The organism is Pontimicrobium aquaticum (assembly GCF_005047595.1).
GTDB classification, from domain to species: Bacteria; Bacteroidota; Bacteroidia; order Flavobacteriales; family Flavobacteriaceae; genus Pontimicrobium; species Pontimicrobium aquaticum.
Genome location: NZ_SUPL01000001.1, coordinates 189,815 through 201,836, shown reverse-complemented (window position 1 = coordinate 201,836; position 12,022 = coordinate 189,815). Strand labels below are relative to the sequence as shown.

The 12,022-nt window shown below is 32.5% G+C and carries 12 protein-coding genes; 4 read left to right on the top strand and 8 right to left on the bottom strand.

Annotated elements, in window-relative coordinates; all coding sequences use genetic code 11:
• Nucleotides 1-10 precede the first annotated feature (10 nt).
• Genes E5167_RS00940 through E5167_RS00930 form a run of 3 tightly spaced genes read left to right on the top strand, consistent with a single transcriptional unit; the run spans nt 11 to nt 1,400 of the window.
• The gene (locus tag E5167_RS00940) at nt 11-337 is read left to right on the top strand and encodes a hypothetical protein (RefSeq protein WP_136840099.1); all 327 of its coding nucleotides are present in this window, start codon (nt 11-13) and stop codon (nt 335-337) included.
• 11 nt (nt 338-348) lie between these two features.
• A complete protein-coding gene (locus E5167_RS00935) occupies nt 349-582 on the top strand; it encodes a hypothetical protein (protein WP_136840097.1) in 234 nt (77 codons plus the stop codon).
• Between the two features lie 38 nt (nt 583-620).
• Nucleotides 621-1,400, top strand: a complete 780-nt coding sequence (locus E5167_RS00930) for an RMD1 family protein (protein ID WP_136840095.1) — start codon at nt 621-623, stop codon at nt 1,398-1,400.
• A gap of 61 nt (nt 1,401-1,461) precedes the next feature.
• Here the strand turns inward: E5167_RS00930 and E5167_RS00925 are convergent, their stop codons facing one another.
• The 6 genes from E5167_RS00925 to E5167_RS00900 all read right to left on the bottom strand — a co-directional run bounded on the left by E5167_RS00925 (nt 1,462) and on the right by E5167_RS00900 (nt 9,377).
• On the bottom strand, nt 1,462-2,673 hold the full coding sequence (locus tag E5167_RS00925; protein WP_136840093.1) for a hypothetical protein: 1,212 nt from the start codon (nt 2,671-2,673) through the stop codon (nt 1,462-1,464).
• Between the two features lie 85 nt (nt 2,674-2,758).
• Nucleotides 2,759-4,204, bottom strand: a complete 1,446-nt coding sequence (locus tag E5167_RS00920) for a mannosyltransferase (protein ID WP_136840091.1) — start codon at nt 4,202-4,204, stop codon at nt 2,759-2,761.
• A complete protein-coding gene (locus E5167_RS00915) occupies nt 4,204-5,694 on the bottom strand; it encodes a cellulose synthase family protein (RefSeq protein WP_136840089.1) in 1,491 nt (496 codons plus the stop codon). The genes E5167_RS00920 and E5167_RS00915 overlap by 1 nt, the downstream gene beginning before the upstream one ends.
• Nucleotides 5,691-6,383 carry a glycosyltransferase family 2 protein gene (locus E5167_RS00910; RefSeq protein ID WP_136840087.1) on the bottom strand — a complete coding sequence of 231 codons (693 nt, stop codon included), beginning with the start codon at nt 6,381-6,383 and terminating at the stop codon, nt 5,691-5,693. Before E5167_RS00910 ends, E5167_RS00915 begins: the two co-directional genes overlap by 4 nt.
• A 43-nt stretch (nt 6,384-6,426) precedes the next feature.
• Nucleotides 6,427-8,007, bottom strand: coding sequence for a 4Fe-4S binding protein (locus tag E5167_RS00905; RefSeq protein WP_136840085.1), 1,581 nt, complete (start codon nt 8,005-8,007; stop codon nt 6,427-6,429).
• 2 nt (nt 8,008-8,009) lie between these two features.
• Nucleotides 8,010-9,377, bottom strand: coding sequence for an NAD(P)/FAD-dependent oxidoreductase (locus tag E5167_RS00900; RefSeq protein ID WP_136840083.1), 1,368 nt, complete (start codon nt 9,375-9,377; stop codon nt 8,010-8,012).
• A 145-nt stretch (nt 9,378-9,522) separates the two neighbouring features.
• Here E5167_RS00900 and E5167_RS00895 point away from each other — a divergent pair, with 145 nt between their 5' ends.
• Entirely contained in the window at nt 9,523-10,470 is a 948-nt protein-coding gene (locus E5167_RS00895; protein ID WP_136840081.1) for a glycoside hydrolase family 113, read from the top strand.
• A gap of 5 nt (nt 10,471-10,475) precedes the next feature.
• Here E5167_RS00895 and E5167_RS00890 read toward each other — a convergent pair whose 3' ends face one another.
• The gene (locus E5167_RS00890; RefSeq protein WP_136840079.1) at nt 10,476-11,306 is read right to left on the bottom strand and encodes a TIGR04283 family arsenosugar biosynthesis glycosyltransferase; all 831 of its coding nucleotides are present in this window, start codon (nt 11,304-11,306) and stop codon (nt 10,476-10,478) included.
• Nucleotides 11,299-12,006: a DUF547 domain-containing protein gene (locus E5167_RS00885; RefSeq protein WP_136840077.1), complete on the bottom strand. Its 708-nt coding sequence runs from the start codon at nt 12,004-12,006 to the stop codon at nt 11,299-11,301. Before E5167_RS00885 ends, E5167_RS00890 begins: the two co-directional genes overlap by 8 nt.
• Nucleotides 12,007-12,022: the final 16 nt, after the last annotated feature.

The following is a 12,022-nucleotide window of genomic DNA, read 5'->3' as shown; positions in this document are numbered from 1 at the left end:
TTTTTAACTCATGAAAAGAGCAGACGACAATCGTAAACGTATTATCGTAGATTTTAAGAAATTAACACCTGAAATATTAGGCTTGTTAGTTGAGAAGTATCCTGATGGATATGATGAAGATCATATTATTTCTTTTAGGAATGCAAAAAATGAAGTTGTTGAAGCAGTACAAGTAGATACTGATGATACTAGGTATTTGGTAAAAGTAAGTACCAAATTAGTGAAAACTATGGAAAATTACGATGAGGATGATTATGAAGATTATGATGATGATGACCCTACAGCTGTACAAGATCCAGATTTAGAAGCATCAGACGAACCAGAAAATTACGATTAAAAAATTATAACATGCAAACAGCTGTTTTTAAGTCTTACGAAAACGGTTTTTACACGTTTTTGTTTAATAATGGAGGAGAAATGGTTTTTGAAGAGGTACATCCAAGAGTGTTAAAACAATTTGACCTTCAAAATGATGACACGCTTATTGACCAAACCTTTAGAGTATCGTTTGTTGAGGTTTATGACGATTTAGACGAAGATTATTTAGCCTATCGTATAGAAAGTATGAAACTTCCTTTATAACTATTTTATTACACATTTAGTATTATGTTAAACTAGCAATGTATCCTGTTGTTGCGTATCACGTAGCCAACACTATCAATATTAAGGCAAGTAAACAGCAGTTGCAGTTGCAATTACTGTTTCAAGATAGTGACGAACTGTTTTATAGCAGTTCAAAAGATAAGTTTGTATATATTTTTCATTATGGTATGGTGAGTTTTTTCAACATGACCAATAATGAAATAGACGCAATTTTAAAACAAATAAAACCCTATTGCGATAATTATTTTTCTGAAAGAATTTTAGAAGAAATCAATGTAGTGGTTCAAGACCATACGTTAAAAGTTCAGTTTGAACATGTGGTGTTACCTAAGCTAGATTCTGAAATGATAAGGTTAGTAATGCTCAACGCATCACAATCGGTGGCGTTAAACCGTTTTTCAGAAATTACTGAAGCTTTGTTAATTGAAACCAATGAGCATACAAAATATCTTGAAAATAGAGGAAAACTCGATATTTCAGGGAATAAGCTTAAACGCTTTATTGGTAAGATACTTAATATTAAAAACAAAATTTCGGAGAACTTGTATATTTTCGATTCGCCAGATATTACTTGGGAAGATGCTCAATTGAATCGATTGAACATAGAGCTTAAAAAAACCTTCGATTTAAAAGATCGTTACCACCTCATTCACGACCGTATAGATATTATTAAAGAAAACCTAGAGCTCTTTAAAGATATTATGGATCATAAAGAGAGTAGCAAACTGGAATGGATCATTATTATTTTAATCCTAGTGGAAGTGGTGGATATGTTTGTGGGAAAGTTGTTATTTTAGGACGGGTCAATCATTCTATTTAGTTGATTAAGTAATTTTTTATATGCATTGTTAGCAAAAGTTATATTGAACAGTTCCCATTCACAATATCATTAAAACTAGGGTTATATCCATTTCCGTGTGTGCCAAATATATTACCATTTAGTATAAAACCTGTTAAGGGACAGAAGTTTTTTAATGATAAATTCCAATGGAAACCCAAATTTTCTGAAACTACTTCTAGACTAGAAAGGCCGTTTATGTCAGTCAGATTGTTATTACTACCAATATTTAAATTTCCATTGACTGAAATTAAATTGTTTAATCCATCTAAACTAATTAGACTGTCATTATATTGTATTTCAAATTCATTTGTAGAAGTCAAATTATTTAATCCATTGAGGCTTAATAAACTATCATTTTGTCCAATATAAATATTACCACCGACGTTAGATAAATTACCTAAACCAGTGATGTTTATTAGTAAATCATTTCCTGAAAATTTACCGATTGTTAAATCTCCACTAATACTAGTCAAGTTTTCTAAACCATCAAGGTTTGTTAAAGAGTTATTTGTGTCTATGTTAAGATGACCTTGTATATCATTTAAATTAGAAAAGCCATTTATGTTATTTAATAGCGTATTACCACCAATATATAAATAACCTTTTATTACTTGCAATTCACTAAATCCATCAATTTCTGTTAGTTCAAGGTTTGACCTTAAGCTTAAAAATCCATTTAATTCTTGAAGATTATTAAAACCACTTATTTTGTCCAAGTTATGATTGAAGTCAATATGTAAATAACTATTTATAGTATTTAGATTATTAAAGCTATTTATATCTTCTAATGCGATGTTACTGTCGATTGACATTCCATTGTTTACAGAAATCAAGCTATCAAAACCATCTATATGAACTAGATTATTGTTTGAGAAAATATTTAAAGCTCCGACTTTAATCAAATTATTTAAACCATTCAATGATATTAATTTATCATTGAAAACAATAGATAAACCCTCGGTAATTTCTGATAAATTATTTAATGGTGTTAGGTCAACAATATCTGTCAAATCAGTTGGTTCAAATTCATCATTATCTTTGATTAATAAAGAGCCGTTTATTTTTGTACAGCCACTATTCCCAAATTCATTTATTTCATTTTGAGAAGTTAAAATAATATCTCCTACACATTCGGTTGAGCTATTGTCCAGTTCTTCTTGATTAGCACTGTCATTACAAGCTGTAAAAACAAATAAGATTGTCAATATTGGTAAATAGATTTTCTTCATATGTAAGGGTTTAATTTTTGCTAATGTTAAGATAAATTCAGTTTTAGAAGTTTATCGACAGCTAAACAAAATTAGTTGTTTTTTCTCACAAAGTCAAATTGCGCTTAGGTTGTAACCAAACCTCGTAAATAAATACAGCATATACAATACTGTACTCTAAGGCTATGATCCATAGGTTTTCTGTTTTGTTAGCGTTTCCTATTTGTACATACGACAAATAACTGAGAATGATTACAAAACTCCACACCAACGGGAATTTGTATTTGGTAAAGACAGATAAAATAAGTAATGTAGCAACATACCAAGGGTGTACAGTAGTTGCTGTAAAATAATAAAACGATAAAGCAAAAAGCATTGTAGTAATGAGTTGCACCATGGTTTTATTCTTCTTAAGAAAAGCCATGCCAATTACAAACATAAGAATCATTATTGCTGTAAACTTTCCAATAATGGCAATTTCGTTGTAGCCTCTAAACAAATAACCAACTTCTCTAATTATGTAATATATGCTAGCATTAAATTCGAAGTTTTGAAACCATAATACAACTGTTTCAGTGTAGTTATTTATAAATTGTTGTGAGAAAAAAGGTAGAAACAGTAAAATAGTGGTTACGCCAATTATAGCGTAAAAACCAATCAATTTTGTTGTGTTCGGCAGAATTAAAACATCTGTGTCATTACGAGGAGCTTGCGACGTGGTAATCTCTTTAATAGAAACAGATTGCTTCGTTTCTCTCGCAATGACGTTTCTTTTAGTAAACCATTGCCAGAACAAAGGCAAAAACAACAACGGCATTAACTTAATTGACACCGAACAGGCAAAAACCACCGCAGCCCATTTCCATTTACCAGAATACAGCAAATACAAACTCCATACTAAAAAGAAAATCATCACACCTTCAAAATGTAAATTTCCAGTAAGTTCAATAATAATAAACGGATTTAAAATGTACCAGAAAATGTTGTGTGCTGGTAACTTTAATTTCTCAAGTAATTTTTGTCCAAAGTAAAGCGTACCAAAATCTGCCGCAATAATAATGAGCCTTAAAACAACAACAGAGCCAAGAATATTTTTACTAGCAAATAAGCCAGCAAATACAAAACACAACTGATTTAAAGGAGGATAATTGGTAAAATGACTTGCGCTTAAGCCTCCCATTCCAGTATATAATTCTTGTGCTTGAGCTACTAGAAATTCACCATTTGCAATAAACGATTCTGGCGTATAGAGATAAGGGTTAAAACCTTCTAAAATCATACGACCATCCCAGATAAAGCGGTAAAAATCCTGTGATAGGTTTGGAATAGCAAGTATAAACACCGTTCGAAATATAAAGGCAATCCAAGTGAGTAATTTTAAATCGTGTTTAGATATTTGAATGAGTTTATAAAACAGAAAAAACAAACCAGAATACAGGCTCAAGAGCTTAATATAATCTGTTCTTACTAAATCGTAAGCAAACGACCAATAGAATAAAATAGACGTTACAGCAAGTAGTAAAAGAATTTTATGAAGCTTCCAAAACTGCATTAAGCCTTAGATGTTAGTGACTTAAAAAACACATAGCCAAAACCAAGAAATAACATTAAGTGAAAAGGGAACAACCCAAAATCGCCACCTTGATCACCAACTACGAATGCGCTGTACATTCCAAAGGCAAAATACAGCATCAATAAGCCTTCAAAAATCACGTTTAACGAGATATTCTTTTTAAGGTATTTATTATCTTTCCAGCTATCTTTAAGCGAATTGATATTGAATTTTGGCGTGCGTATAAAATCACTTCGTTTTCCTAAATGCCCTTCAATCACTGCAATGGAGTTATGCAGTGAAAAGCCCATGGCTATGGAGAAAAAGGTAATGAACATTCCAATATACTGTACAAAACTTTTTAAACTACTGCCATACGTTTTTTTAAACATAAACCAGTAGCAAATAAAAAAGATGAGCGTACTAATGACGAAGAAACTCATTACATAAAAGTATATGCTTAATTGTTCATGTTCGTTTTTAATATATAGCATTGGAATACTTAAAATGCCAACAATCAAGACGTTTAAAAACATGGTGCTATTTAATAGATGTAGCAATCCATGAACTTTAGTTTTAGCCGAAATATTTTGGTTTTTTAATACTTTCCATAGCATTTTTCTAAAGTTTTCGGCACCACCTTTGTTCCATCTAAATTGTTGTGAACGTGCAGCACTAATCACCACAGGTAATTCGGCAGGCGTTTCAATATCTTCTAAGTATTTAAATTTCCAGTTTTTAAGCTGCGCTCTGTAGCTTAAATCTAAATCTTCAGTCAATGTATCACCTTCCCAATTTCCAGCATCAATAATACATTCTTTCCTCCAAATACCAGCAGTACCATTAAAATTAATAAAATGCCCTTTACTATTTCTACCTACTTGCTCTAATGAAAAATGAGCATCCAACGCAAACGCTTGAATTTTAGTAAGTACTGAATAATCTCTGTTAATATGTCCCCAACGTGTTTGCACTACGCCAACTTCTTTGTCTTTAAAAAATGGAATGGTACGTTGTAACCAATCTTTTTTAGGTAAAAAATCGGCATCAAAAATGGCTATGAATTCACCTTTGGCCACTTTTAATCCCTCTTTTAAAGCACCAGCTTTAAAGTTTTTTCGATCTTCACGAACCACATGTTGTATGTCTAAACCTGTTTGTTGTAATAGTTGGATGTGTTTTTCGGTAGCTTGAAACGACTCGTCTGTAGAATCGTCTAAAACTTGTATTTCTAGTTTGTTTTTTGGATAGTCAATTTTTGAAATATTTTCCAGTAAACGTTCCATGACATACAATTCGTTATACACAGGAAGTTGTATGGTAACAAAAGGCACTTCATTTGGGTTGGTTAAATCAAATTTTGGAGAGGTGTCTTCCTTTTTTTGAGCAGATAAGTAGTTAAATAACAGGTTTAATTGTGCCAATGCATACATAAAAATAAGTATGAGTGCAGTAGAATATATAATGATTATAATGGTTTCTAAAATCATTGTTTAAAACTGTATTTAAAAATCCAACCAAGTATTTTTACACCTGCAAAGATAGCGCCTTTTATTGTTCCTGAAACTTTAGAAATTCCAATACGGTTTCTATAATTTACAGGAATTTCAACATAACTTAGTTTTTGTTTCAAGGCTTTTAATTGCATTTCTACTGTCCAGCCATAGGTTTTATCTTCCATATTAAGAGCTAATAATTTATCATATTTAATTGCTCTAAAAGGGCCTAAATCGGTAAATGTTGATCTAAACATAATCCGCATTAAACTAGTTGCTAACCAATTTCCAAATATTTGTGGCATGGTCATAGAACCCCGTTCTCTAAGTCGTTTAACGCGAGCACCAATTACAAAATCAATATTATTTTCAATAATTGGTTGTACTATTTTGGTTAATTCTTCAGGATAATCGCTATAATCACCATCTAAAAACACAATGATATCTGGTTTTTGTGATTGCTCAGCCACATAGTCCATTCCTTTTAAACAAGCATAACCATAACCTTTACGAGGTTGGGTTAAAACGGTTGCTCCAGCTTTTCTAGCATTTATTTCGGTGTTATCTGTAGAGTTATTACTCACTACAATAGTTTCATTAACAATATTTGGAATATCATTAATGACCTTTGCTATTGAATCAGCTTCGTTATACGCTGGAATGATGACTTTAATTATTGGCATTTAGTGTTTGTTTTCGAGTTGCAAAAGTACGATAGTTTTGTAGTTATTTGTTATTCACTAAATCCATTAAATCCACATCATTGCCTAAAAGTATTTCGGTTGGGTTAATTCGTCCTTTTTCAGGTCCATTTTCTAATTTTAAAACACCTCTTGGGCAAACCGCAGAACAAATACCACAACCAACACAACTAGCTCGTACAATATTTTCACCTTTTTGTGCATAAGCTCTTACATCAATACCTTGTTCGCAATAGGTAGAACAATTTCCGCAAGAAATACATTGTCCTCCATTCGTGGTAATCCTAAAACGTGATTTAAAACGTTGCACGATGCCTAAATAAGCGGCTAAAGGGCAACCAAATCTGCACCAAACTCGATTTCCAAAAATAGGGTAGAATCCTGTGCCAATTACTCCAGCAAATATAGAACCAATTAAGAAGCCATAAATATCTTGTATGGTTTGTGTTTTAATGCCTAAAACTGCATCAGCACCAGAAAAATAGGCATAGAGCGTAAACCCTGTCATAACCAAAGCAAATGCCAAAACACTATGTACTAACCATCGCTCTAGCTTCCATGCTTTTAAAGATTTATCGGATAATTGTCTGTAAGGATCACCTAGTGTTTCAGCTAAGCCACCACAACCACAAACCCAAGAGCAGTACCAACGTTTCCCAAAGAAATATACCATTATAGGAACTATAACGAGTGTAAGGACAATTCCCCAAATTAAAATAAACAATCCTAATCCACCACTGGCGATGAGTTGGTCTAAATTCCAACTGTAAAAGAAATCGTAATCTAACGGAAAGGCATTTTTAAAATCGTACCAAGGTTTTTCAAAGCGTACTAATATTTCAGGAATTAAAAATGCAAATACAATTTGGAAGAATAATACAGAGGTTGTTCGTAATATTTGATATTTATTATGACGGTATTTAATGTACATGCGTACTGCCATTACTGTCATAACAACACAGTATAAAAATCCATATAAAAACCACTGACTTGCTAAATTTCCACTAATATTTTTACTAATAGGGTCAACAATGTATGTCCAATTAACAATATAATCTGGTCTAAAATAAAGCAGCAAATAAAAACCAACCAAAAAGATAAATACAAACCAACCAATCCAACCTCTATTTGTTGCAGCATTAAACCAAACCCTATTATTTTTTATCCCTGGAGGTCCTTTTACAATCACATTTGGAATAATGTACATGAGTGCTCCAAGAATACCAAGTCCAAAAGTTAACCACCAAAACAACCACTTATGCTCCTTAACAATACCACTGCCAGATAGTTTGGCTATTTCATAAGAAAAGCTATGTGGTTTGTCCCAAATTACTTTGTCCCATTCGCTATTTTGTTTATGCGTTTCATTGGCTGTTTCTAAAGAAGAAATAATTTTAGAAGAAAGCGAAAACGGATTGGTAAATTCTTTCCCAACCACATTGTTTTTCATATTATCAATAAAAAGCTCACTTTTTATGCCTTTGCTATCTATGAGGTTGTTTAAAATTTCAGGAGTCACTTCATACTTTCCAATAAAGATGAGCGATGTAAATGTTAAAAGACCAACCAAAAATATAGCAAGCCCTGTGTTTTGTATATGCTTCATAGTTAGTTGACTTTAAAGATTCGTTTCCAGTTTTTCTTTTTTAATTGAATATTTGAGACATTTTCAATGTTGAATTTTGTTACAATCTCTTTTTCATGGAGTTTATAAAATTCAGGGTCAAAATTGGCGTCAGCTAAATGTTCTAGCACATATTTTACCGATTGTTTTTCAGTCAGCATTTTATCAAAAAACTCATGACGCATTCGTATGCCAAAAGTGTTGATTCCAATAAATTCGCCTGTGTTTTTATCATAACTAATATGAATGCATTTCTTGCCACTTTCATGTTCCCAATAAAAACGCGCTTCATTTTCTTTAGGTTGTGCCCAAACCCAACCGTAGGTTTGATATTCAATGTCAAAAAACTTAGCTGAGTTAAACCAATGTCCAGGTTTATATTCTATACGATTACCACAAATGGTTTGCGCAATGGTTTCTCCCATCATACGCCCTGTGTACCAAACTGCTTCAATTGGTCTGCGATTTCCTATTGGGTCAAGTTGCTCTGCACAATCACCAATAGCATAAATATTTGAGATGTTAGTTTCTAAGTAGCGATTCACTTTCACACCTCTACCAGTTTCAATACTTTGACCAGACTCAGTACGAGTATTTGAATCTTTTAAAAAATCAATATTTGGGGACACACCAGCTGTTAATCCAACAACATTACAAGGAATTTCTTCTCCAGTTTCTTGAATAATTACAGATTTAACTTTTCCGTTTTTATCCGAAATTATTTCTTTTAAATTAGATGATAAACGTAAATCAATGCCGTTGCTTATAATTTCTTTATTTATCATTTGACTTTCTTCATTGGGTAGTACACCATTCCAAAAACTAGATTCACGAACTAAAAACGTTACTGGAATATGACGAGAATGTAGCATTTCTGCTAGTTCAATACCAATGAGTCCACCACCAACAATTACAGCACGTTTACACACTTTATTATTAGGCGCATATGTTTCTAGCTTCTCTAAATCTTGTTTGTGATACATTCCCATGACACCATTTAAGTTTTGCCCAGGCCATCCAAACTTGTTGGGTTTGCTTCCAGTGGCAATAATAAGCTTGTCGTAATGTAAACTGTCGCCATTAGCAAAATGTAAAGTGCTGTTTTCTGTATCTACGTTTTCGACATATCCATTTTTTAAATTGATGCGATTTTTTTTCCAAAACCAATTTTCATAAGGTTGTGTATGTTCAAACTTTAAATGTCCCATATACACATACATAAGAGCAGTGCGAGAGAAAAAATAATCTGATTCTGCCGAAACAATAGTAATTTTTTTATCGGAAAGTTTTCGAATATGTCTAGCGGCTGTAACGCCAGAAATTCCATTTCCAATAATAACAATATGCTCCATAGTTTTGGTTTAGTTAAAAGGTTTGTCGAAGGTTTTGTTAAATCCTTAACTAGATAATTTCAGATTGTTTAAATTTAGAAATTAATTAACACTTATGAAGATAGTTTTTAGGCTTTGTTTGATATTCCTTTTATGCTCTTGTAGTATGACAACGTATAAAACTCCAAAAATAAATGGTGTGAGTTTTGTAGCGTCTAGAGATTCTATTTCAGTTGAACACGTAAAGCCATTAGTTAACATTAACGCCAACTACGCAGCTATTATGCCTTTTGGTTTTTTTAGAGATGTTAACAGTCCTACCATTATCTATAATACAAAGAGACAATGGTTTGGCGAATCAAAGCAAGGCGCTAAACAGTATATAGAAGTATTGCATGCGCAAGGAGTTAAAGTTATGATGAAACCTCATATTTGGATAGGTAGAGGTAATTTTACTGGTCATGTAACAATGACATCGGAAGAAAAATGGCAACAGTTTGAAGCGTCATATTCAAGGTTTATTTTGGATTTTGCCGAATTAGCAGAACAAACAAATGCTGAATTACTTTGTATTGGAACAGAATTAGAAAAATTTATTGAGCACAGACCAGAGTATTGGCACGAATTAATAAATAAAATTAAAAAAGTTTATAAAGGCAAACTTACGTATGCAGCCAATTGGGATGAATTTAAGCGTACACCATTTTGGAGTGAATTAGATTATATTGGTGTGGATGCTTACTTTCCTGTTAGCGATGCACAAACACCAACTGTTGAAGAATGTTTAGAAGGTTGGAAGGCACATAAAGCAGTTATAAGTGAGGTTTCTGATAAATTTGACAAACCCATCTTATTCACTGAATTTGGATATAGAAGTGTGGATTATTCTGGAAAAGAACCTTGGAAATCTGACAGAAATATGAACAGTGTAAACATGAAAGCTCAGGTAAACACTACCAAGGCATTATTCGATACCTTTTGGCAAGAAGACTGGTTTGCTGGAGGCTTTATTTGGAAATGGTTTCGCAACCATGAAAAAAGTGGTGGTGAAAACAACACCCAATTTACACCACAGAATAAGCCTGTTGAAGCAATAATTAAGGAAACATACTGAAGCAATTAAGCAACATATTTCTTATAGTAATCATAAAGCTCTTCAGCAGAAGCACCTAGCCATTTTTTCACGTAAATAGTCCAAAAGTGATATTGTAGTTTCCAAATACCGTGTTGTTTGTAACGACGTGCAGAGGTGATGAGCTTTTTGTTAATGACTGTAAATTGCTTTCGTTTATAAAGCTCGTTAATTAAAATGTTGTCTTCATAAATTGTATAAGCTTCATCAAAACCACCAATCTCATCAAACAGTTCTTTTGTAATAAACTGACTTTGGTCGCCACCACGACAGGCTCTCCAACGAAACTGTGTAAGCCAACTTGCTAAGCGCAACCACCAGTGGTTATGATTAAACTGTAATCGAAAACAACCTGCTAAATTCCCTTTTTCAACTTCATTAATAATGTATAGGTCAAAATTTTTAGGAGGAAACGAATCGGCATGTAAGAAGTATAAAATATCACCTGTAGCAAAGCTTGAGCCAGTATTCATTTGTTTGGCTCTGCCTTTTTCTGAGTTTTTTAATAGAATGTCAGGTCGAGTGTTTTCGCTTTGCGGAAAAGTATCAAGCCCTTTTTTATCTGATTCTCGATACAAATCAAATTTGTTTTCGACTGCACTTCGACTTTGCTCAGTGACCACACTCAAACTGACATTTGATTCACTTGAAGTGACAAAAGGTAAAACTATATCTTTCGATGCATCAGTACTTCCACCATCAACAACAATAATTTCTGCAATGTTTTCTTTTGATGAATTTTTTAATAAATGTTCTAACAGATGCTTAATAGTTTCTGCTTCATTAAGTATTGGAATAATGATTAAAATTTTAGTCATTCAAGTCCCAATTGTAATCTTTGTATCGCTTTTTAGCGTTTGGTGAAATATTTATGTCTGAATATTGATTTAAGAAATCAATCAAGCTTCCATTTTTGGTAAAGTCTTTTGAAAACCAATCGAATATTTTTGAAATCTTGATGTTATTTTTTGAAATTTCATTTCGGTTGGTATCTGCTAAAAATTCTTTTGTGGCATCTGTTAATTGTGTCTCTAAATTATGGGCTGTAAAGGCCTTGTTTTGTAATTTAGGACAAGAAAAAGAAGCGCATACAATAGCAAAGTGAATGCGTGGTTCAGCCATTTTACGAAGTATTTCATGTTCAACATGGTTTAAGGACATGGTCTCGCCACCAATGTTAAAGAATTTTTGATCCCAAGGCTGTTTAATGTCTTTTATGCTTTTTATAGGGTAATTATCAATAATTAATTTTACGGTAAAGGCATTATAAACATTTATCCAGTAGGCTAATTTTTCGTTTTTAGATGCGTTGCTTGCTGGTTTGTTTTGAGACAGTGTTTTTAAATAAGCATCTAACTTATTAACGTTCTTTTTAAACCCTTTGTAATCTACATTTCCTTTAGAATCGACATGGGTTTTTAACAAAGTAGTCCATTGATCGTGATTAACTTTTTGTGCAAATACTGCAGTTCCTAGTATAAATAGAGGAACAAATAATAGTTTTTTTATAAGATTCATTATAGTATGTTTTTTT